A 22,217-nucleotide genomic window follows, 5' to 3' on the forward strand; every position below is an offset into this window, starting at 1 on the left:
CCATGACCACCTCGTACGTGGGCGGACCCTGTTTCGACGAACTGACCGTCGGCCAGGTATTCGACACCGCCCCCGCCGTGACACTCACCGACGGTCTCGCCGCAGCGCATCAGAGCATCCTCGGTGACCGCCTGCGCCTTCCGCTCGACAAGCATCTCTCGGCCGCCGTCGCGGGCGGCCCGGTCGCGCACGCCGGCTTCGTCACCGACATCGCGATCGGCCAGTCAACGCTCGTCACGCACCACGTCAAGGCCAACCTCTTCTACCGCGGCCTGCGTTTCCATCGCTTCCCCCACATCGGCGACACCCTCTACACGAGCACGGAAGTCGTGGGCCTGAAAGAGAATTCGGCGAAGCCCGGTCGGAAGCCCACAGGTCTTGCGGCGCTGCGCATGAACACCGTCGACCAGGACGGCAACACCGTCCTCGACTTCTACCGCTGCGCGATGTTGCCGCTGAGCGAGAATCCCGACCCCGACCGCGTCGTGTACTCCGACGACCTGTCGGCCATCGGACCCCAGGACGAGCCGCAGTGGTCGGCACCCGCCGACTGGGATCTGGGCGTCTACCGGTCGAAGGTGCCGGGCGAGCACTTCGACAAGGCCTTCGCCGGCGCCGTGCTGCAGTCCAGCGGCGACGTCGTCTCGAGCGCACCGGAACTCGCGCGCCTGAGCCTCAACATCGCGGCAACGCACCACGACGAGCGGGTCGGCGCGTCGGGTCGTCTCGTGTACGGCGGACACACCATCGGCCTGGCGTTCTCCCAGGCAACGCGCGCCCTGCCGAATCTCGTGACGGTGCTGGGCTGGAAGTCGTGCGACCACACCGGGCCGGTGCAGGAGGGCGACACCCTCACCAGCGACCTGTACGTCGAATCCGCCGAGCCCCTCGCGGAGGGTGGTGGCGTGTTGAACCTGCGGTCGCTCGTCTACGCGCACCGCGGCGGTGCCGCGAATGGTGACCGCGGCGGTGCCGCGAATCGCGACCGCGGCGGTGCCGCGAATGGTGACCGCGGCGGTGCCGAACCGGCACCGGTGCTGGATTGGCGGTTCACCGCGCTCATGGCCTGAGGGCCACAGTGGAGACCGACGTCGTGCGCGAAATCCTCCGGGAAATCGCACACCACGTCGGCGTCGTCGTTACGCATCGACGCGTTTGACGAGGCGCTCGTAGCGCTGCCGGGCAGCCTGGATGCTTCCCAGGCCGAGGCCGAACGCAATCTCCTGCCAGGTCATCCCGCGTTCGCGCGCGACGCGGAGGATCAGTGCCTCGAGTTGGTCCATCTCGGCGCGCGCCTTGGGGACGAGGCCCAGCGCGGCGACGACGTCGGCATCGTCGACGTCGGGTTCGTCGGGACCGGGACTGTGCACGCCCCCGGCCAGCGCCGCGACGATGCGGATCGCACCCAGCGGGTCGAGCATCTCCGGATGAGCCTGCCGGGCGCGTTGTTCGGGCGTGCCGCCGTGCCGTTCGGCGATCCGGAACAACCCCGCATATTCGCGGTGCGCACGTTCGCGACTCGGATCCGGTGGGGTGAAGCCGTCCTCGGGCATGAACCCAGGATGGCGTGTGAACAACTCATTGTCAACAATTTGTTCACATGCTGCGGATTTCGTCCACCAATCCCCAGTCGAGTGCACGGGAGACGTCGAGGGGCGCAGCCGTGACGAACAGGTGCAGCGACCGCCACCTGCCGATCCGTCGCGGAATGCTGACCGTTCCCCCGGCCCCGGGGATGAGGCCCATCGAGACCTCCGGGAGGCGGAAGACCGTGTCGGGAGTCGCGACCACCCGTCCCGCGAAGGCCGGGATCTCGATCCCCGCGCCGATGCAGTGACCGTGCAACCGCACCTCGATGCGACCGGCGAGCTGCGCGACGAGACGCCCCGCTCCCCCGCGTGTGCGGACGAAGTGCGCGAGCGTGATGTCGGGCGTGCGACCGAACTCGTCGAGATCACCGCCGGCGCAGAACGACGATCCCGCCCCGTCGAGCACCACCCGTTCGATGCTGTCGTCGAGGGTCGCGAGTCGCAATGCGTCGACCAGGGCGTCGCGCAGCACCGTTCCGTAGGCGTTGCGGCGCTCGGACCGGTTGAGCGTGATGTGCAAGAGGTCGCCGTCGCGCGCGATCAGCACCGGTTCGTCCGAGGGCGGCGGCAGGGGACGCGGGCCGCGTCCGGCGAGCCACGCGGCGAACTCTGGCCCGCCCTGCAGCGTCGAGTAGGCGAGCGACTCCACGTCGATCGCTTCCGGCACCGCGAGCGTCTCCGACGCCCGCACGACCTGCCGTGCCACCAGCGCGGCCTGCGGGTTCGCGGCGACCGCCTCGGCAAAGGCGGCGATGCTCGCATCCGGGTCCGGTGTCTCCACCACGCCACGGGATTGCGCGACCGGCGCGTAGGTGAGGTCGAGCGCGTCGATCAACGGACGAACCTCGGCGGGGATCTTGCGGGTCGCGCGGCCGACGAGGATCCGATCGGCCAGTGCGGCCTGTTCGACGGCACGTTCGATCAGGGGAACGCCTGCGTCGAGGTCGACGACGACCATCGGCCGGGACACGGCACCGCCCTCACCGAGAAGGGGCTCTCCCGCCACGCCGTTCGTCAGGTCCGCAGCAGAGACAAGCATCGCTCGTGCCGTATCCATGTGGTCCGTCCTTGTACTCCGCCAGGCCCCATCCGGCACGAAATGTAACATCACGGTCGTGGCCACCGACCTCGCCGCAGACCCGGCACGCGACTGGGCCCACAGCGGAATTGCCTCTCTGACCGGCAGAGTCGACGGTCCCCCACTGCTCCCTCCTGGCCGCGCCGCCACCGTCGCCCGCGAACGCTCCGCGTGGATCGCCACCGCCTCCGGTGGGGTCGTCGATGTCGACGGCGCGCGTCTGCTGTCCGAACGCGCAGCGTTCACCGGTCATCGTCGCGGCGGAGCGGTCTCCGCCGGAGGTGCGTGTCGCCTGTTGCCGACGATCGACGGCTGGGCGTCGGTCTCGTGCGCGCGTCCCGATGACCCGCTCCTGCTCGGCGCCCTGATCAGCGCGGAGATCCCCGACGATCCGTGGCCCGCTGTCGCTGACTGGCTCGTCGAACACACCGGGGCGGAGCTCGCCGAGCGAGCCGAACTGCTCGGGATCGCGGCGGGCCCGGTCGTCCACGGTGTGGCTGCTCCCCTGACGCCGGTGGAACCCCGCGCGGTCGACGGGTTGCTCGTCGTCGACTTCAGTGCGTTGTGGGCCGGCCCGCTGTGTGCGCACCTGCTCGGTCTTGCCGGTGCGCGCGTCGTCAAGGTCGAGACGCCGTCGCGGCCGGACGGTGCGCGTCGCGGCAATGCCGACTTCTACCGACTCCTGCACGGCGGGCACGAATCCGTCGTGCTCGACCCGAACGATGCCACACAGCGACGCGAACTCGCGGACCTGGTGGCAGCGGCCGACATCGTGGTCGAGGCGTCGCGACCGCGGGCGCTCGCCGGTTTCGGACTCGATGCTGCGAAGGCCGTGGACGACGGCACCACGTGGGTCTCGATCACCGCACACGGACGGGATTCGCACCGAGTGGGTTTCGGCGACGACATCGCCGCCTCCGCCGGATTGATCGCGTACGACGCGGAGGGTCCCGCCTTCGTCGGCGATGCGATCGCCGATCCCCTCACGGGTCTCACCGCCGCAGCTCTGGCCATGTCGACACCACCCGACGGACGCGGAAAGCTCTGGGACATCTCGATGTCCGCTGTCGTCGCGGCGACTCTCGACGAACCCGCGACCATCTCGCAACCCGCCATCCGCGACGGCGAGCAGTGGGTGCTGCAGACAGCGGACGGTGTCGTTGCGGTCGCCGAACCGCAGAAGCGTGAAATCTCCGGTGAGGTCGCCGAATCCGGGCGCGATACCCAGCGAGTACTCGCCGATCTGGGCATCCGGCCGTGAGCGTCCTCGTCGTACGCGACCTCGAGGTCGACGGCGTCGGTGGAATCGATGTCCTCATCCGCGACGGAGTCGTCACAGCACTCGGGACGGACGTGCCGGTGCCCGTGTCTGCGGACGTCATCGACGGTCGTGGAGGCGCACTGCTTCCGGGCCTGCACGACCATCACATCCACCTGCACGCCCTCACGGCCGACCGCGCGTCGGTCCGCTGCGGTCCTCCTGCTGTCCGCACTGCCGACGACCTCGCCCGCGCACTCGCAACCGCGGCCGGCGGCGGATGGATCCGGGGTGTCGGGTACTCGGAAGATGTTGCGGGTCTGTTGGATCTGAATTCTCTCGACGCACTGCACGCCGAGCGTCCCGTGCGCATCCAACATCGAAGCGGCGCAGTGTGGTTCCTGAACTCCACCGCCGCCGCACTCACGGGACTCGCAACGGCTGATCACCCCGGCGTCGAACGCGACGAGAGGGGGCGACCGACAGGACGGGTGTGGCGCGCCGACACGTGGCTCCGCGACCGGCTACCCGACTCCGGCCCACCGTCACTCGCCGCTATGGGTGCCGAACTGGCGTCCTACGGCATCACGGGCCTCACCGACGCGACGCCCGACCTCACCCCGTCGACCCTCGAGCACCTTCACACTTCGCACGTCGACGGATCAATCCCGCAACACATCCGACTTCTCGGTGCACCATTCGATTTCGGCGGCTTCGCGACGTTCGCCGCGGGCCCGTACAAGATCGTGCTCGCCGACTCCGGACTTCCCGACCTCGACGACTTCGCGACGACGATCCGCCGCGCCCACGATGCGGGTCGCGCGGTGGCGGTGCACTGCGTCAGTCGCGAGGCGTTCGCGATCCTGCTCGCCGTCCTCACCGAGGTGGGCACCGTCCCCGGCGACCGCATCGAGCACGGCGCCCTCATCCCGGTCGAGTCGATCGACGACCTGCGGCGCCTGGGCCTGCAGGTGGTCACCCAACCCGGCTTCCTCGCCGACCGCGGCGACGCCTATCTCCGCGACGTGCCCGCCGTCGACCTGCCCGACCTCTATCGCTGCCGAAGCCTCCTCGACGGCGACGTGCCGGTCGCGCTGTCCAGCGACGCCCCCTACGGCCCGGTCGACCCGTGGACGGTGATCTCCGCCGCGGCCTCCCGCGCGTGCCCGACCGGTGACGTCGTCGGAGTGGACGAACGCATCCCCGCCGCGACCGCCCTCGACCGGTATCTGGCCCCGCTCGACGACCCCGGTGGCGCTGCCCGTCGCGTGCGGGTCGGCGCGCCGGCCGATCTCGTCCTGCTCGCCCGCCCCCTGGTCGACGTCCTCGCAGCACCCACCGCAGAGATGGTCCGCGCGACCGTCATCGCCGGTCGCGTCGTCCACCACGCCTGACCAGCTACAACGTCGGTCATCCGCTACAACAATTGCCGTAGCGGATGACCAGGGCGGTAGCGGATCCACCTGTCTCGTTATTCCAGAGCGCGCGCTCTGTTATTGTCTCGATCATGGCGCGCACACGCACTCACGACCTGGACCGACTGATGGATGCAGCCGAAGCACTCGCGGTGGAGTCCGGCCCCACAGCCGTCACCGTCCGGGCACTCTCCGAGGCGACGTCGGTGTCCAACGGCGCGATCTACCACGCCTTCGGGTCGCGAGCAGGACTGATGGGGCACGTCTGGCTGCGCGCGGCCCGGCGCTTCCTCGATCTGCAACGAGACGCCGTCGACCGCGCACTCGCAACCGGGTCGGCGCCGCAGAACGCAGTCGAGGCCGTCGTCGCCGCTGCGGATGCGCCCGCCGAGTATTCGATCCGCTACCCCGTCTCCGGACACTTCCTCCTCGCCGTACGTCGCGCGGACGTCCTCGGTTCCGGCGACGTCCCGAACGACGTCGCCACACAATTGAACGCCCTCGACGACGCACTCACGACCCTGTTCGTTCGACTCACCCGCGGCGTATGGGACCGCGCCGATCGCGAAGCGGTGGCGGTGATCCGCGACTGCGTCGTCGAGCTCCCCGCCGCCCTGCTCCTGCGGGGACGACGGGACCCCACTCCCGCCGTGCGCGACCGCCTCGCCGCGGCCGTCCGAGCCGTTCTCGCCCTCACCCCACCCGATCCGGCACCACGCTGATCACCCGACCGACAAGGACATCCGTCATGACGACCAACCTCGACATCTGGAACAGACTGCAGCGCGTGCCGTTCGGGAACTGGCTGTTCACCCAGGCAGTGTGTTTCAAGGCGCCCTACTTCCGCAGCATCCATCCCCTCATCCACGAACTGCGGCCGGGCCTGTGCCGGGTCACCGCACCGAATCGGCGCAGCGTGCACAACCACCTCGGCACCTATCACGCGATCGCGTCGTGCAACATGGCCGAGATCGCCGGCGGCATGATGACCGACGCCACCGTCCCCGCCACCCACCGCTGGATCCCCGTCGGGATGACCGTGGAGTACAAGTCGAAGGCGACCACCGCCGTCACCGCCGTCGCCCGGCTCGACGACGTCCCGGACTTCCCCGACGAGCCCACCGAACTCGTCGTCCCCGTGGATGTCTCGGATGCCGACGGCAAGGTCTTCGTCACGGCGCGCATCACCATGAACGTCTCGCCGAAACCCCGCCGATAGACATCCGCTACAACGTCGGTCATCCGCTACAACAATTGCCGTAGCGGATGACCAGGACGGTAGCGGATACAGGCCTCAGGGCACGGTCCACGTGTTGTCACCCCGCAGCAACTGCTGCAGGTCGGCGGTGCCGGACTCCTGCGCGGCCCGCACCCGGGCGCGCTCGGCGTCGTCGTAGGTCGTCCGCCCGACCTGCCGCACGATTCCCGTGACGACGTGGCGAAGGCCCTGGTCCGACAGGCGCGACAGTGCGTACGCGTACTCGGGGTCGTCGGTGTGCGCGTCGTGCACGACGATGTCGTCGGCGGCGACCTCGGCGCGCTGCGCCACCCGCACGCCGAAACCTCTTCTGACGACGCACAGCTCGTCGTCGGTTCCGAAGATGATGGGTTCGCCGTGTCGCAGCGGGATGAGGTGCGACCGTGCTTCGTCCTTGCGCAGCACGTCGAACGATCCGTCGTTGAAGATCGGGCAGTCCTGCAGGATCTCGACGAAAGCCGCACCGCGGTGGTGTGCCGCCGCGCGCAGCACGTCCGTCAGACCGGCACGATCGGAATCCAGGGCGCGTGCCACGAAGCTCGCCTCGGCACCGAGTGCGAGCGACAAGGTGTTGAACGGAGCGTCGACCGAGCCCGAGGGCGACGACTTGGTGACCTTGCCGACCTCCGAGGTCGGCGAGTACTGGCCCTTGGTGAGTCCGTAGATCCGGTTGTTGAACAACAGGATCCGCATGTTCACGTTGCGGCGTAAGGCGTGGACGAGGTGGTTGCCGCCGATCGACAGGGCGTCGCCGTCGCCGGTCACGACCCAGACCGACAGATCCGGGCGGGTGACCGCGAGTCCGGTCGCGAGCGTCGGCGCGCGTCCGTGGATCGAGTGCACACCGTAGGTGTCGAGATAATAGGGGAACCGCGACGAGCATCCGATGCCGGAGACGAACACGAGATTCTCACGCCGGACACCCAATTCGGGAAGCAGACTCCGCACCGTCGCGAGGATGACGTAGTCGCCGCAGCCCGGACACCACCGCACCTCCTGATCGGACGTGAAGTCCTTCGCCTTCTGCGGATCGTCGGTGCGGGGCACACCGTCGAGCGCGTCGATGTGCGGGCGGAGTCCGAGATCGTGGCCGACGAGTCCGGTCATGCTCGTGCCCTCTCTGCTGTGGGGTCGAGTTTCATCGACGAGGCGACCGCGGCCGGCGTCCGGGATCGTTCGGTGTCGGCGAGCGTTCCGGCGAATTCGGCTTCGATGGCGTCGTGGAGCTCGTCGGCGCGGAACGCCATGCCCGATACCTTCGTCACCGGCTGGATGTCGGCGTCGAACCGCGACCGCAGCAGGAACGACAGCTGACCCAGGTTCATCTCCGGGACGAGCACGCGCCGGTAGCGGCCGAGCACGTCACCGAGATTCTTCGGCATCGGCGCCAGATGACGTAGGTGCGCTCGGGCCACCCGGTGCCCGGCCCGTCGGGCACGGCGCACCGCCTCCCCGATCGGCCCGTACGACGATCCCCAGCCGAGCACCAGCACCTCGGCGTCACCGGTGGGGTCGTCGACCCCGAGATCCGGGACGTCGATGCCGGCCACCCGCGCGACCCGCAGCCGGGTCATCAACTCGTGGTTGGTGTGGTGGTACGAGATGTCGCCCGTTCCGTCGGCCTTCTCGAGACCGCCGATCCGGTGCTCACGACCTGCGGTTCCGGGAATCGCCCAGTCGCGGGCGAGGGTGTCGGCACAGCGGGCGTAGGGCAGGTAGCCGGGGTCGTCGTCCTCCGGCGACTGTGCGAAGCGCGGGTCGATGCGCGGCAGATCGTCGATCTCGGGGATCCGCCACGGTTCGGATCCGTTGGCGATCGCGCCGTCGGACAACACCATGACCGGGGTGCGGTAGGTGATCGCGATGCGCGCGGCCTCGAGCGCCGCGTCGAAGCAGTCGGCGGGCGATTGCGGGGCGACGATCGCGACGGGCGATTCGCCGTTGCGCCCGAACATCGCCTGCATCAGGTCGGCCTGTTCGGTTTTCGTCGGCAGTCCCGTGGACGGTCCGCCGCGCTGGACGTCGACGACGATCAGCGGCAGTTCGGTCATCACCGCCAGGCCGATGGCCTCGGATTGCAGCGCGATTCCCGGACCGGAGGTGCTGGTGACGCCGAGCGCCCCGCCGTAGGACGCACCGATCGCGGCACCGATGCCTGCGATCTCGTCCTCGGCCTGGAAGGTGTGCACACCGAAGCGTCCGAGCTTGCTCAGTTCGTGGAGGATGTCGGAGGCCGGGGTGATCGGATAGGTGCCGAGGAAGACGTCCATCCCCGCCGCGCGACCCGCCGCGACGAGACCGTAGGCGAGCGCGGTGTTGCCGGTGATCTGCCGGTATGTCCCGGACGGCAGCGACGCGCGCGCCACCTCGTAGGTCGTGGCGAACGCCTCGGTGGTCTCCCCGTAGTTCCATCCGGCACGCAGCGCGAGGACGTTCGCGTGCGCGATGTCGGGTTTCGACGCGAACTTGCGCTCGAGAAACGTCTCGACCGGTGCGATCGGACGCCCGTACATCCACGACAGGAGACCGAGCGCGAACATGTTCTTCGAGCGCTGCGCGTCCTTCTTGCCGACGCCGGCGGGTTCGACGGCACCGGCGGTGAGCGTGCTCATGGGCAGGGCATGGACGGTCAGATGCTCCACAGCGTCGGTGCCGAGCGGATCGGCATCGTAACCCGCCTTGTTCAGGTTCCGTTCGGTGAATTCGTCGCTGTCGACGATGACGGTGCCACCCCGGGGCAGGTCGCCGACGTTGGCCTCGAAGGCCGCCGGGTTCATCGCGACCAGCACGTCCGGCCTGTCCCCGGCGGTGAGGATGTCGTGGTCGGCGATCTGGATCTGGAAGCTCGAGACTCCGGGAAGAGTGCCCCGGGGTGCGCGGATCTCGGCGGGGAAGTTGGGCTGGGTGGCCAGGTCGTTGCCGAAGGCGGCCGCCTCGGCGGTGAACCGGTCACCGGCGAGTTGCATGCCGTCGCCGGAGTCGCCGGCGATACGGATGACGACCTGTTCGAGTTTCGCGCTCGACGCCATGCGCTCCATCGTGGCCCTCACGCGCCCATGTGCAACCGTTTCTCCCGAAAATTCTGCCCATTCGCGTCAGGAGCGGACGGTATTTCCGATGAAGCTCAGCGCCTGGGGCCACGACACGGCGTAGGCATCGGCATTGACGGGATTGCCGTGCCGGCCACGGGAGGAGAAGCCGTGTTCGGCGCCCGGATAGACGTGCGTGAGGGTCGCGCCGGTCTCGCGCTGCTGCAGCGTCGCCTGCAGATTCGCGAAGGTCTCGGCGCTCATGATCGTGTCGGCGCCGGCGTGCAGCACCATGACGGGTGCCGCGACGCGACCTGCCTGCTCGACGGCGTCGATCGTGTGATTCGGGGCGGGCGGCACCGCGATCGACGGGTGGTAGGCCACCACGTTCGCGACCCGCGTGTCGCGGGCGCCGAGGATGAGGGCGAGGCGTCCGCCGAGGCACCATCCGATCACGCCGACCTTCTCCAGTCGGAGTTCACCGAAGGCGTGGCCGAGCAGGGTCGCCATCTCCTCGAGGCTCTTCTCGTCGTCGAGACCACGCATCGACTCCGCGAGCGCCTCGCGCGAGGTGTCGTCGGCGCTCGGTCCGTGCCACGGGTCCCAGACGAGTGCGGTCACGCCGGTTCCGGCGATGTCGTGCGCATATTCGCGGACCTGGGCGTCGATGCCGGTGATCATGGGCAGCAGCAGCATTCCTCCGGTGGCACCGCCGAGCGGCCTGGCCAGATAGGCACGCAGGCCTGCGATGTGAACGAATTCCGCCTCGATGTCGTCCATCGACCGTCCTTCCTCTTCCTCCGATTGTTCGTCATGATCTTCGTACGAAGCCGTCTCTCGTGCGGCGGGTTCTCGGGGCACGACAGACGGCACGCTCGAAAGGGATACAGGCACATGGCTCGCACCGTATTGGTCAGTGGTGGCACCGGCGGCCTCGGCAGCGCCGTGACGAAACATCTCCTCGACACCGGATGGCGGGTCGTGGTGCCGTGGCTGGTCCGCGACGAGCTCGAGCGCGTGGGCACGCATCCGAACCTGCGGCTCGTGCAGGCCGACCTCTCCGACGAGCAGCAGCTCGGGGACGCCCTGAACCTGGCGTGCGACGACCCCGACGCGCCCCTGTTCGGCGTCGTCAACCTCGTCGGCGGATTCACGTCCGGCCCGCGGGTGCACGAGACTCCGATCGAGGTGCTCGACTCCCAGCTCGATCTCAACCTGCGCACCGCCTATTCCGTCAGCCGGGCCGCACTGCCCCACCTGATCGGCCGCGGCGGTGGATCGATCGTCTGTATCTCCACCGCCGCGACGCTCAGCCCGTTCCCGGGCGGCGCGTCCTACATCGCCTCGAAGGCTGCGGTCTCGGCGCTCGTCGAGACGATGGCACTCGAGTACCGCGACAACCACATCCGCGTCAACGCGCTGCTGCCCGTCGTCATCGACACCCCCGCCAATCGCGCCGCGATGCCCGACGCCGACACGAGCCGCTGGTCGAAACCGGCCGACATCGCGAAGGTCATCGAGTTCCTGATCTCCGATGCGGGTGCCTCGATCACCGGCGCCCTGATCCCCGTCACCAACGTCGGCTGAGCTCAGACCGACTGGAGACGACCGAGTTTCACCGCGCGTTCGAACGCTCGCCGTTCGGCGTAGTTCATGCCACCCCACACGCCGTGCGTCTCTCCGGTACGCACGGCGTGCGTCAGGCACGCGTCGATCACCGGGCAGGAGCGACAGACCTCCTTCGCGTGCCGCTCGGCCCGGAGTACCGCACCGCGGCCGTCCTCGGGCCGAGGGAAGAACATCGCCGTGTCCACCCCGCGGCACCGCGCCGCGACCACCCAGTCGCGGTCGCCGGATCCGTACATCGCCGCCTCCTTGCCCATCGGGCCATCGCCGACCCGCACTCGTCGAACGAGTATTTGTACGGCCATTTTTCGATACCCGGCGGGGATCGTCAATCGTTGAGCAGTGCGGATCCATCAGAATCGGCGATGGCAGTCGCTTCGGATACCTATAAGCACCGGAAGCTATGGCCGCACATTTGACGAGCAGCCGACGTGGAGCGGATCAGCCGACGATGCCGGCCCTCTTCAGGCCCGCGATCTGCTCGTCCGTGAGGCCGAGATCGGCGAGCACCGCCTCGGTGTGCTGACCGAGCCCCGGCACCGCGCCCATCGGCAATTCGACGTCGCGGAAGTTCATCGGCGGCAGGATGCCGCGCACCGGACCCGCCTCCGTCTGCACCTCGCGCCAGCGGTCGCGCGCCGCGAGTTGAGGATGTTCGATGAGCCCGCGCAGATCCCGCAGCTGCGCGGCCGGTACCCCGGCGTCGGCGAGCTTCTCGTCGAGCTCCGCGCTGGTGAACTGCTTGGTGGCCCGAGCGACCAGCGCATCGACCTCCTCACGGTGACGCACCCGCTCGAGATTGGTGGTGAAGCGCGGATCGTCGCCCCGCTCGGGAATGCCGAGGACCTCGGTGAGCGTGCGCCAGCCCCGATCGTTCTGGACGCCGATGAGGATCTCCCCGTCCGCGGTGGGGTACTTGTCGTACGGCGCGATCGATGTGTGCGACAGACCCATCCGCGGCACCTGCCGCCCCTGATACATCTGCAGGTACATCGGATAACCGAGCCATTCGGCGGTCGCGTCGAACATCGACACGTCGATCGTCGCGCCGACGCCCGTGCGGTGCCGGCGCAACAGCGCCGCCTGGATGGAGGTGAGCGCATACATGCCCGCGGCGATGTCCGAGGTGGGGATGCCCGTCTTCACCGCAGTCTCGGGCGTACCGGTGATCGAGCACAGGCCGGTCTCCGACTGCACGAGCATGTCGTAGGCCTTGCGGTCGCGCATCGGCCCGTCGGTGCCGTAACCGGACATGTTGACCACCACCAGTTCCGGTTGGTCCGCACGCAGGTCCTCGGCGCCGAGCCCGAGTCGCTCCACCGCGCCGGGGGCGAGATTCTGCAAGAAGACGTCCGCACCGCGGATCAGCGCCTTCACCGCATCGATGCCCTCGGGAGCCTTGAGATCCACCGCGAACGATTCCTTGCCGCGGTTGAGCCAGACGAAGTGTGCGGCCAGGCCGTGCACAGCACCGTCGTAGGCGCGCGCGAAGTCGCCGTCGCCGACACGTTCGACCTTGACGACACGGGCTCCGAGGTCTGCGAGATGGCGCGTCGCGAGGGGCGCGGCAACCGCCTGTTCGAGGCTCACCACGGTGATGCCCTCCAGCGGCAGGCCGGCAGAAACCTCCACCTCGGTCCGATCGGTTCGGTCGCTCGTCACCTGATGTCCTTTCGCGTTCGCGGTTTCCCCATCCGGCGTCGCTGTATGTCTACCAGGCGAGGACTCCGCGACCGGATCGATGCTTCGGTGGGCTCGGACACGGTCGAGGCACGCCTTCGGTCGGTATCTCCCTAGGGCGAGACGGATTGCTGTTACTGCGCTGTCAGGCCACCGTCCGCTGCGACGGTCGAACCCGTCATATACGAGGATTCGTCGGAAATGAGGAAACCGATGATCGTCGCCATCTCCTCGACCTCCGCGCGGCGCTTCAACGGTGTCTGTGCCAGAGCGGTACTCGTGACGCCACCTTCCTGGCGCGCTTTCCGAGCGAGCGGGGTGTCCACAACGCCCGGACACAATGCATTGGCCCGCACCCCGCGGTCGGCATAACCGACTGCGATCGACCGCGTCAACCCGAGGACACCCGATTTCGACGCATCGTAGCTGCAGGTGTTGGTGTTCGCGGAGATGACGGAGGCAACGGATCCGATTGTCACCACAGACGACCGCGGAGCCTTCAACATGTGCGGCAATGCAGCACGCACCGAGAGGAACGAGCCGGTGAGATTGACTCCCACGACCGCATGCCAGTCCTCCACGGTCATCTCGTGGACGAGTGCCGACTTCGCGATGCCGGCACATGTCACGACTCCGTCGAGGCCACCGAGCTGTGCCGCAGCGTCGTCGACGGCCGGCCCGACGGAATCGGGATCGGATACATCCGCGGCAACCCCGACCGCGACAGCTCCCGACCGGCGGAGTTCTCCGGCGAGGGCTTCGGCCGCAGCACCGTCCAGATCGAGGATGGCGACCGCAGCACCTTCCTCGACGAGGCGGCGAACCGCTGCCGCACCGATACCGCCGGCACCACCGGTGACCAGAACCTTACGTCCCTCGTTGCGTGCACCCATGTCTGCTTCCTTCCGGCTGATCAGCTGATACGGAGACCGCAGTCGACGGGAATCGAGATGCCCGTGACGTACCGGGCCTCCTCCGATGCCAGCCACAGCACTGCGTTGGTGATGTCCTCGGGTTCGACCCATGCCGTGTCCATGACGTTGCGGCCACGGGCCCGCTCGCGCAGATCCTCGATGGTCGGGTTCTCCAGGTCCGGGCAGAAGACCCGCAGGGTCGATTCACTGAACAGCATGTCGGTCCCCACATTGCCGGGATGTACCGCGTTGACGCGGATACCCTGTCCGCCGTATTCCGCAGCGAGCGTCTGCATGAGACCGACAACACCGTGCTTGGATGCGTTGTAATGCCCCACATTACGTGAACCGTTGTACGTGACGACCGAACTCGTCAACACGATGGACCCACCGCCGGTAAGCAGCATCTGCGGAATGACCGCCTTGGTCGTCTTCCACACTCCGGTGAGGTTGACATCGATCATGTCCTGCCATTCGTCCTCCGTCAGTTCGACGGTGGGGCGACAGCCGCAGACACCCGCGTTCGCGCTGACGATGTCGATGCGGCCGAACTGCTCGACGCAGTCGGCGGCGGCAGCGTCCAGACCGGCCTGATCGCGGACGTCGACCTTGCGTGTGATGATGCGACGGCCGGTCTCCTCGACCAGCCGGGCGGTTTCGGCGAAATCTGCTTCGGTGGCCATGCCGTAGGTCAGCGACGCGATGTCCTCGCACGCGTCGGTGGCGTAGATGTCGGCGCCTTCCCGCGCGAGCCGTATTGCGTGCGAACGGCCTTGGCCCCGTGCGGCACCGGTGATGAAGGCGACCTTTCCGGCCACCCGTCCTTGTGTGTCGGTCATCGGAGAGCTTCCTTCGTACGGTCGTAACTTGTCACGCCAGGCCCAATAGCCTCGCGGGGTTGTCGCACGTCATCACGCGCAGGTCGGTTTCCTCGATCCCCTCGTCCCACAGGGCGTTGACGTAGGAGTGCAGCCCTGCCGCGGGATGCGGGATCTTCGTGCTCCAGCCGTAGTCCGTGGACAGCACGACCCGGCCGGGGTCGAGTCGGCGCAGCGCCGAGATCACGTTCGAGAAGGTCGACGGCTCCCCCATGCACGTGTGCGCAGCGAATTCGATGCTCGCACCGAGGTCGGCGAGTTCGACGACCTCCTGCTCGGTCAGGTGCGGGCCGGTCGTGGCGTGCATGGCGTGCGTAACCAGCACGCGTCCGCGACTCGCGTAGGTGCGGGCCACGGCGAAGTGTTCGGCGGTGGAGATGTGACCGGTTGCCAGCACCGCGTCGTATTCGGAGATCAGGTCGAGGATCGTACGTACTTCCGGCACGAGTTCACCGTCTGCGTCGACGACGTGGATGCCCTCCTCCTTCTCCCCGAAGAAGGCCTTGACCTTGGCGGGAGCATCCTGTTGTGAAGACAGCGTGGGCAGCCACACCACCTTCGCTCCCGCACGCAGCGCACATTCGACGGCGTGCGGGTTCAATCCTCCCACCGGATGGTCGAGACAGATGCCGGCGATCGACTGCACTTCCGGCACAGCCGCGTTGGCGAGGTGCGCGGCCACGGTGGAGGGGAACTCGTGCGCCTTGAGCACCAGTCCACGCATTCCGTGTTGCGCGGCCTCCCGTGCAGCTTCGACGGGGTCGACGCTGTGGGGAGCCTTGGCGGCCATCTCCACGAGCGGTTCGGGCCCGAAGTGACAATGCATGTCGATGGCACCGTCGAGCGCGACAGGCGCTGTGCCCGAGTGGCGTTCGCTCATACGACTTCCTTCGGTCTCGGCTCGCGGATTCGGTCAGGACGGGCGGTACTGGAGGAAGATCTCCTCGTAGACCCGCTGGACGTACGGCTCGATGTCGAGCTTCTCGGGGCTGTACCAGTCGGCGAAGCCGTTGTAGTCGGTCTCGTTGGTGTATCCGAGTTCTTCGACGATGGCGCTCCACTTGTCCGCGCTCTCACGGATGGTGGTCACGAAGGCATCACCGTCGTCGATACCGGTGTTGCCGGCGATCGCATCGACGATTCGATCGTTGGCATCCTGCACCGACTTACGTGCGTCGTCGTCGAACGGCTTGATCGTGCCGCCGTACTGCTGGATCTCACGAACGGATTCGACGGTCACGGGCCAGATCTTGCCCTGGATGCTGCCGGTGACGAAGGCGTCGAGGCGATCCCACATCAGCTGCTGCGCGACGAGCGGCAGCGACTCCCACACGTCGAGGTTCATCACCATGTTGCCGGTCGGAACCGCAAGGCCCGCATCGGGATCGATGACCGTCTGTGGAGCAACCTCGATGATGCCACCGATCTGCGCTGCGGCAGGGCTGAGCATCGAGCAGTCGATGACGCCACGCTGGAGCGCTTCGTACGCCTCGGTGTACGCAACCGAGGTCGGGGTCGATCCCAGTGCCGACACCTGCTGGTTGCCTGCGGTGCTACCGACCGAGACGCTGCGGCCCGCGTAGTCGGGCAGCGACGTTCTGGGCTCGGAGCAGAACAGCGCGTTCATTCCGGCGTTGTAGGCGGGGAGCATGAGCTTGAGGCCCTTGTTCTCGAATTCCGAGACGATTTCCGGGGTCGAGAGGGCAACTTCTGCGGGCCACGCGTTGGACTGGAGCGCGCCGGTCACAACGCTCTGATCCGACAGGACGCTGGCGTCGAGCAGGGCGGACGTTGCCGGGAATTCCTGCGGCTCGTAGACCGCGAGAACCTGGCCGATATCGAGGCGACCGTCGACCACCGCATTGTCGATCTCGGTGGACTTCGCGATGGCGTCGGAATACGCGATGTCGAAGGTGATCTTGCCGCCGGACCATTCTTCGACGGCCTGGGTGTAGGCGTCGAGGAATGCTCCCCCGGTGGATCCCTTCGTGCTGGGCGACTGGGTGTTCAGGACGATGGGGTCCACGTCTTCGAATGCTGCCTGATACTGCTCCATGGTCGCGCCGTACTCGACGCCCTCGCCGCCGCCGTTGCCTCCGGCGCCACCGGAGGACGATTCCGCGCAGCCGGCCAGCAGGAGCGCGCTCGCTGCTACGAGGACACCGGCGCGGGGGATCACGCGCGCCTTGGAGAATATTGTCACTGAGACTCCTTCATCGGGATGACCGCGAGAACGTGCCGCTGCCGATTGTCACCTCGGCCGGAGTGATTCACCTCACGGTTATATGCTAATCATGCGCCTGAATTATTGGTGTGTCAAGGCTCGGAGCCGACGACGAAAAGACCACCGTGCTGCGCTATCCCGCAGTGACTCCACCGTCTACGAGAATCGCCTGTCCGGTTACGTAGGACGCATCGGAAGACGCGAGGAATGCGACGACCGACGCGATCTCCTCGGGCTCCCCGTAGCGCCCCAGCGGAACGCTCAGCGGCTTCGACGGATTCCGCACCGTACCGGTCGTGGGAACGATCGCCGCCGTATTACTGCTCAGATTCGTACGCACCGCGCCCGGGCACACACTGTTGACCCGGATACCGTGCGGCGCATACTCCACCGCCAGGGTCTGGGTCAGCATCTTGACCCCGCCCTTGGACGCACGGTACGGAGCCAGACCGCCCTGAGTCGCGACGAACGACGAGGTCGACCCGCAGGTCACGATCGATCCACCACCGCGTCGCAGCAGGGACGGAAGAGCACTTCGAATGGTGAAGAACGTGCCCGAGAGATTGATGTCGAGCACGCCGTACCAATCCTCACGGGAGACCTCGTGGCTGTCGAGACGCGCACCGCTGACGCCGGCGGCCGTGAACACCACACCGATCTCACCGAGCTGCGACACCGCCTGCGCAACGATGTCGTCCATCGCCGCGTCGTCCCGTACGTCCGCGGCGAACGCGACGGCGCTACCACCGCTGTCGCGCACCGCCGCGGCCGTCGCCTCGGCCGCGTCCCCGTGCACGTCGATCACGGCGACCGCCGCACCCTCCTGAGCCAATCGCAGGACCGACGCCGCCCCGATCCCGGACCCTCCCCCGGTCACCAGAGCTACCTCACCGTCCAGGCGACGCATCGTTGTCGTCATCGTTCCGACTCCGTTCGAAATCTCAGATACCGACGACGTCGGCCAGCATGGTGTTGTGGTGCACCGCATTTCCGAAGAGCGGCTCTATCGCCTTCGCGCGGCGGAAGTACAGGTGCGGGTCGGCCTCCCACGTGAAGCCGATACCACCGTGCACCTGGATGTTCTGCGACGCGCACAGCGTGAGACATTCGGAGCCTTGCGCCTTGGCCATCAGAGCCGCTGCCCGCAGATCCGCGGAATCGTCGGCTGCGCACATCGACGCGTACATCACCGTCGCCTCGGCCGAATCGATCGCGATGGCCATGTCGGCGCACTTGTGCTTGATCGCCTGGAACGACCCGATCGGCCTGTTGAACTGCACGCGCTGTTTCGCGTACTCGACCGCCATGTCGAGGGTGGCCTGCGAAGCACCGACCGCCTCGTTGCCGAGAAGGATCCGGACGATGTCGACGACCCTCCCGATCCGGTCCCGATCAGCCCCGAGCGGCTGCGCAGCCACGTCCGAGAGCACGACGGTGGCGAGCGGCCGAGTCAGGTCCAACGACTCGCGCACCTCGACCTCCACACCGGCCGCGGACGACTCGACCACGTACAGCCCGACGGCATCCCCATCGGGACCGAGCGCAGGCACCACGAGCAGGTCGGCGATGTGACCGAACGCCACGTAGTCGAGCCGGCCGGTGAGCCGCACGGCGCTACCGTCGCCCGATGCACGCACTGTCGCGGCATCGGCCTCGAGTTCCCGGTTGCCGGGCAGGGCCAGGGCGCCGATGACGCTCCCGTTCGCCAGGCACGGAACGAGCCGCTCGCGTTGCTCGGCCGATCCGAGCCTGCAGATCGCCTCCATGGCTCCGACCACCGTGACGAACGGAACCGGCGTCAGTGCGCGCCCCAGTTCCTGTGCCACCAAGGCTGTTTCGAGGAAGCTGAAGCCGCCTCCTCCGAGGTCTTCGGAGATGTGGAGTCCGGGAACTCCCATGTCGCGGGTGAGCAACTGCCATGTCGCCTCGTCGTATCCGCGGACCGAAGCGATCTCCCGGACCCGGGTCATCGGTGCGCGTTCGGCCAGGAGCCGTCGCAACGACGCCCGGAATTCCTCTTGATCCTCGTCGAATTCGAAGTACACGTTGGTTCCGTTCTGCCGCCTGGCGGCGAGAGCTGAGGTCAGGCGCTCTTGCGACGCCCGATGTCCTGGAACGGCCCACTGTCGAGCCGTGGTTCCCGGGGAAGTCCCAGCAACTGTTCACCGATGATGTTGCGCTGGATCTGGGAGCTGCCGCCGTAGATCGTGGCTGCGCGCGCGTAGAGGGCGATGTCGTCCCAGCAACGCGATGAGTTCTCGGTGCCGGGTTGTGGGGTCACGAGAATGCCGTTGTTGCCCTGCCCCTCGGGGGTCAACGCCTCGAGTCCGAGGATCTCGAGTCCGATCTCGGTGTAACGCTGGAAGAATTCCGCCCAGTAGATCTTCGAGAACGAACCATCGGTACCGGGCCGGCCCCCTTCGAGAAGTTTCGTCAGCGCCCGGTATCCCCGGAAGCGCATCGTCTGCACACGCTGCCAGCACCAGGCGAGTTCGCTGCGGATGTGCGGGTCGTCCGTCAATCCGCGCTCGCGCGCAAGTTCGATCAGGCGGTCCACCTCGCGACCGAAACGCACAGCGTCGGTCGTCGCCCGCACGCCCCGCTCGAATCCGAGAAGCGTGTTGGCCGTGTGCCATCCACCGTTCACCTCACCGAGGACGTTCTCAGCAGCGGTACGTGCATCGGTGAAGAACACCTCGTTGAAGGCGGTGTAACCCGCAGCATTGAGAATCGGGCGGACTTCGACGCCGGGCTGATCCATCGGAACGAGCAGGAACGACAGTCCCTTGTGCTTTGCGACGGTGGGGTCGGTACGGCAGATCGCGAAGATCCAGTTGGCGTTGCTGCCGGCGGATGTCCACGTCTTCTGGCCGTTGATGACCCACTCGTCACCGTCGAGCACGGCGCGCGTGCGCATGCCGGCGAGATCCGAGCCGGCTTCGGGTTCGGAGTACCCCTGGCACCAGACGATCTCCCCGGTCAGGGTGCGAGGGATGAAGTATGCCTTCTGTTCCTCGGTGCCCAGAACGGCCAGGGTGTTGCACAGCAGCTTGATACCGAGCGTGTCGTTCTCCGTGCCCTCGGGCACGCCGAGACGCATCAGTTCCTCGTTGAGCACGACCTGCTCGAGATCGGAGAGCCCACCACCACCGTATTCACGGGGCAGCGAGACTGCGAGGAGATCGTTGTCGTAGAGCACCTTTCGCCACGAGCGGAGAAACTCCTCCTGTTCGGCGTCGGGAAGCGATCCGATTCCCTTCCAATCGTCCGGGAGGTTCGACTCGAGGAGTGCCCGGAGGGATGTCCGATACTCCTCGGCTTCCTTCGGATAGGTGATGTCCATGATCAGTCTTCCTTCGCTGCGGCCGTGGGCAGCGCACACACGGACGCCATGAGTGCGTCGACCTCCTCGGGGCTGTACCCGAGTTCGGCCAGGATTCGGGCGGAGTGTTCACCGAGGGCGGGGCTACCGCCCTTGAAACGGCCGGGGGTGTCGGACAGGTGCATAACCATGCCGACCTCCCTGCACCAGCCGTACTCGGCGTGATGATGTTCGACGACGCGGCCCGATTCGAGAGCCCATTCCTCCCACAGCAGCTCCGGCATGATCGGGTAGTCGAGCGGGATCTCTGCGGGTACATCGCTCTCGTCGAGCAATTTGAATGCGGCGGCGCTGTCGAGTTCGGCGAACACCGACGACAGAATCGCCGCGAGGTCGTCCGCATGGGCGGTGCGACCGGCCTCCGTGCCGAAACGCGCGTCGGTCGTCAGAGTCGAGTGTCCGAAGGCCTCCGCGAGACGGGTGAACGCGGCGTCTCCGAAGACCGCGATGGCGATCCAGCCGTCGGAGGTGCGGTAGAGACGGTAGAGCGGCGACCAGCCGGTCTGCTCGGCATCCAGTTCATGTGCGGGAACGGCGCGTCCGTCGAGCGTGGCGGAGTGCTCCCCGACAACGAACAGACTCGAATGCAGTTGCGGGCTCTCGACGTACTGGGGCTGACCCGTGTTGAGCCGATGGTGCAGCGCCAGCAGTACGGTGACGGCGCCGAGAAATCCGTTGTACAGATCCTCATTGCCGATGACCCGGCGGATCGGCGCATTGCCCTTGCCGGCGCCTTCGAAGTTCAGTCCGACCATGCCGGAGACCAGCGGGGCAAACGACTTCAGTCCGGATTTCGGCCCCGTGGAGCCGAATCCGGGCAGGTATGCGTAGATCAGATCGGGATTGATCTGCTTCAGCTGCTCGTAGCCGAGGCCGATCTTTTCGGCCTTACCCGGACGGTAGTTGTGCATGACGACATCCGCGCCCGCCACCAGCCGGTGGGCGATCTCCTGGCCTTCGGGGCTGCGCAGGTCGAGAGCGATGTTGCGCTTTCCACGGTTCGCACCCTCGAAAAGGTCTCCGAGAGGACGCATCTGGTCGCCGATCAGTGGCTCGACCTTGACGACCTCGGCACCGAGATCCGACAGCAACCGGGCGCCGAATCCGGTGGCGAAGTACGAACTGAAGTCGAGGATCCGCACGCCTTGCAGAGGGGTGGTCACCGTCTCGTCGCGCTCGGGCCTCGGTGCCCACAGCTGCGAACGGGTGATCTCACTTATGCGCGCGTTGTGTTCACCGACCTTCGGTGCGGGTGCCGGAACGGCCGGTGCCGACTTCTCGAAGCGGATCACGGGGCCGATCTGCCGGATCGTGCCGTGTTCGTCGTCGGGCAGTTCGATGGCCACACCGGCATGCTGCACCTGATCGTCCTCGAAGACGTCCTCGGGACGGTTGAGAGGCAGCGCGGCGATGTCGGCCGCGTGCAGCAGTTCGAGCCACTCGTCGCGATTGCGCTGCTTGAACGCCTGCGGCACCTTGTTGCGCGCGATGTCGAGTTCGACGTCGTCGAGTGGCACGGCCATCTCAGGGCCGTCGACCGTCCGGGTCTGCTCACCGAAACCGAGGAGGTCCATCATGCGCTTGTAGGCCCCGGGGCCTCCGGTGTGCGGAATCAGCCACTTGCCGTCGGCGCATTCGAAGGGGTCGGTGATGAGGCGCTTACTGCCGAAGCCCTTCTGGTTGCCGCTGCGGGCGAGGTACGAGATGTCCTTCTCGTTCCACCACCAGTTCATCGACGAGATCGCGAGCATGCCGTCGAGGAGCGAGGTGTCGAGTTTCTGACCGGTGCCGTTGAACTTGCGCGCGCGCAGTGCGGACAGGATTCCGATTGTGGTGACGAAGGCGGTGCCGTACGAAACGGTGGGGTGGCCCATGAAGATCGGACC

The 22,217-nt window shown here is 67.3% G+C and carries 21 protein-coding genes; 6 read left to right on the forward strand and 15 right to left on the reverse strand.

What is annotated here, in order from left to right:
• The first annotated feature begins 2 nt into the window (after positions 1–2).
• Positions 3–1,070 carry a MaoC family dehydratase gene (locus R1101_RS25615; RefSeq protein WP_016931613.1) on the forward strand — a complete coding sequence of 356 codons (1,068 nt, stop codon included), beginning with the start codon at positions 3–5 and terminating at the stop codon, positions 1,068–1,070.
• A gap of 69 nt (positions 1,071–1,139) precedes the next feature.
• Here the strand turns inward: R1101_RS25615 and R1101_RS0100940 are convergent, their stop codons facing one another.
• Together R1101_RS0100940 and R1101_RS0100945 are read right to left on the reverse strand one after the other, a co-directional pair.
• A complete protein-coding gene (locus R1101_RS0100940) occupies positions 1,140–1,553 on the reverse strand; it encodes a hypothetical protein (protein ID WP_016931614.1) in 414 nt (137 codons plus the stop codon).
• Between the two features lie 43 nt (positions 1,554–1,596).
• Positions 1,597–2,646 carry an enoyl-CoA hydratase/isomerase family protein gene (locus R1101_RS0100945; protein WP_026002749.1) on the reverse strand — a complete coding sequence of 350 codons (1,050 nt, stop codon included), beginning with the start codon at positions 2,644–2,646 and terminating at the stop codon, positions 1,597–1,599.
• Between the two features lie 58 nt (positions 2,647–2,704).
• Here R1101_RS0100945 and R1101_RS0100950 point away from each other — a divergent pair, with 58 nt between their 5' ends.
• The 4 genes from R1101_RS0100950 (at position 2,705) to R1101_RS0100965 (ending at position 6,559) form a co-directional block, all read left to right on the forward strand.
• The gene (locus R1101_RS0100950) at positions 2,705–3,928 is read left to right on the forward strand and encodes a CoA transferase (protein ID WP_016931616.1); all 1,224 of its coding nucleotides are present in this window, start codon (positions 2,705–2,707) and stop codon (positions 3,926–3,928) included.
• Positions 3,925–5,319: an amidohydrolase family protein gene (locus R1101_RS0100955; protein WP_016931617.1), complete on the forward strand. Its 1,395-nt coding sequence runs from the start codon at positions 3,925–3,927 to the stop codon at positions 5,317–5,319. The genes R1101_RS0100950 and R1101_RS0100955 overlap by 4 nt, the downstream gene beginning before the upstream one ends.
• A 113-nt stretch (positions 5,320–5,432) precedes the next feature.
• Positions 5,433–6,062, forward strand: a complete 630-nt coding sequence (locus tag R1101_RS0100960; RefSeq protein WP_016931618.1) for a TetR/AcrR family transcriptional regulator — start codon at positions 5,433–5,435, stop codon at positions 6,060–6,062.
• A 26-nt stretch (positions 6,063–6,088) separates the two neighbouring features.
• Positions 6,089–6,559: a hotdog fold domain-containing protein gene (locus R1101_RS0100965; protein WP_016931619.1), complete on the forward strand. Its 471-nt coding sequence runs from the start codon at positions 6,089–6,091 to the stop codon at positions 6,557–6,559.
• Between the two features lie 75 nt (positions 6,560–6,634).
• On the opposite strand, the gene R1101_RS0100970 is transcribed toward R1101_RS0100965, so the two are convergent.
• Genes R1101_RS0100970 through R1101_RS0100980 form a run of 3 tightly spaced genes read right to left on the reverse strand, consistent with a single transcriptional unit; the run spans position 6,635 to position 10,407 of the window.
• A complete protein-coding gene (locus R1101_RS0100970; RefSeq protein ID WP_016931620.1) occupies positions 6,635–7,705 on the reverse strand; it encodes a 2-oxoacid:ferredoxin oxidoreductase subunit beta in 1,071 nt (356 codons plus the stop codon).
• On the reverse strand, positions 7,702–9,636 hold the full coding sequence (locus R1101_RS0100975) for a 2-oxoacid:acceptor oxidoreductase subunit alpha (protein ID WP_016931621.1): 1,935 nt from the start codon (positions 9,634–9,636) through the stop codon (positions 7,702–7,704). Before R1101_RS0100975 ends, R1101_RS0100970 begins: the two co-directional genes overlap by 4 nt.
• 57 nt (positions 9,637–9,693) lie before the next feature.
• Positions 9,694–10,407 (reverse strand): dienelactone hydrolase family protein, encoded by a 714-nt coding sequence (locus R1101_RS0100980; RefSeq protein ID WP_016931622.1) that lies wholly within the window; start codon positions 10,405–10,407, stop codon positions 9,694–9,696.
• Between the two features lie 114 nt (positions 10,408–10,521).
• Here R1101_RS0100980 and R1101_RS0100985 point away from each other — a divergent pair, with 114 nt between their 5' ends.
• Positions 10,522–11,214 carry an SDR family NAD(P)-dependent oxidoreductase gene (locus tag R1101_RS0100985; RefSeq protein WP_016931623.1) on the forward strand — a complete coding sequence of 231 codons (693 nt, stop codon included), beginning with the start codon at positions 10,522–10,524 and terminating at the stop codon, positions 11,212–11,214.
• Positions 11,215–11,216: 2 nt separating this feature from the next.
• Here the strand turns inward: R1101_RS0100985 and R1101_RS0100990 are convergent, their stop codons facing one another.
• The 10 genes from R1101_RS0100990 to R1101_RS0101035 form a co-directional block, all read right to left on the reverse strand.
• On the reverse strand, positions 11,217–11,492 hold the full coding sequence (locus R1101_RS0100990; RefSeq protein WP_037221878.1) for a WhiB family transcriptional regulator: 276 nt from the start codon (positions 11,490–11,492) through the stop codon (positions 11,217–11,219).
• Positions 11,493–11,694: 202 nt separating this feature from the next.
• Positions 11,695–12,915 (reverse strand): CaiB/BaiF CoA transferase family protein, encoded by a 1,221-nt coding sequence (locus tag R1101_RS0100995; protein ID WP_016931625.1) that lies wholly within the window; start codon positions 12,913–12,915, stop codon positions 11,695–11,697.
• A 152-nt stretch (positions 12,916–13,067) separates the two neighbouring features.
• On the reverse strand, positions 13,068–13,826 hold the full coding sequence (locus tag R1101_RS0101000) for an SDR family NAD(P)-dependent oxidoreductase (RefSeq protein ID WP_016931626.1): 759 nt from the start codon (positions 13,824–13,826) through the stop codon (positions 13,068–13,070).
• A 20-nt stretch (positions 13,827–13,846) separates the two neighbouring features.
• Positions 13,847–14,686 carry a mycofactocin-coupled SDR family oxidoreductase gene (locus tag R1101_RS0101005; protein WP_016931627.1) on the reverse strand — a complete coding sequence of 280 codons (840 nt, stop codon included), beginning with the start codon at positions 14,684–14,686 and terminating at the stop codon, positions 13,847–13,849.
• Positions 14,687–14,717: 31 nt separating this feature from the next.
• Positions 14,718–15,605 carry a DUF6282 family protein gene (locus R1101_RS0101010; protein WP_016931628.1) on the reverse strand — a complete coding sequence of 296 codons (888 nt, stop codon included), beginning with the start codon at positions 15,603–15,605 and terminating at the stop codon, positions 14,718–14,720.
• 33 nt (positions 15,606–15,638) lie between these two features.
• The gene (dctP, locus tag R1101_RS0101015) at positions 15,639–16,928 is read right to left on the reverse strand and encodes a TRAP transporter substrate-binding protein DctP (RefSeq protein WP_016931629.1); all 1,290 of its coding nucleotides are present in this window, start codon (positions 16,926–16,928) and stop codon (positions 15,639–15,641) included.
• A 154-nt stretch (positions 16,929–17,082) separates the two neighbouring features.
• Positions 17,083–17,868 (reverse strand): SDR family NAD(P)-dependent oxidoreductase, encoded by a 786-nt coding sequence (locus R1101_RS0101020; protein ID WP_026002752.1) that lies wholly within the window; start codon positions 17,866–17,868, stop codon positions 17,083–17,085.
• Between the two features lie 22 nt (positions 17,869–17,890).
• Positions 17,891–18,994, reverse strand: coding sequence for an acyl-CoA dehydrogenase family protein (locus R1101_RS0101025; RefSeq protein ID WP_016931631.1), 1,104 nt, complete (start codon positions 18,992–18,994; stop codon positions 17,891–17,893).
• 38 nt (positions 18,995–19,032) lie between these two features.
• Positions 19,033–20,292 carry an acyl-CoA dehydrogenase family protein gene (locus tag R1101_RS25620; RefSeq protein WP_037221872.1) on the reverse strand — a complete coding sequence of 420 codons (1,260 nt, stop codon included), beginning with the start codon at positions 20,290–20,292 and terminating at the stop codon, positions 19,033–19,035.
• Between the two features lie 2 nt (positions 20,293–20,294).
• Positions 20,295–22,217: CaiB/BaiF CoA-transferase family protein (locus tag R1101_RS0101035; protein ID WP_016931633.1), on the reverse strand; the 1,923-nt coding region annotated here is incomplete at its 5' end.

It is taken from the genome of Rhodococcus sp. R1101 (assembly GCF_000278445.1).
Lineage (GTDB): Bacteria > Actinomycetota > Actinomycetes > Mycobacteriales > Mycobacteriaceae > Rhodococcus > Rhodococcus gordoniae.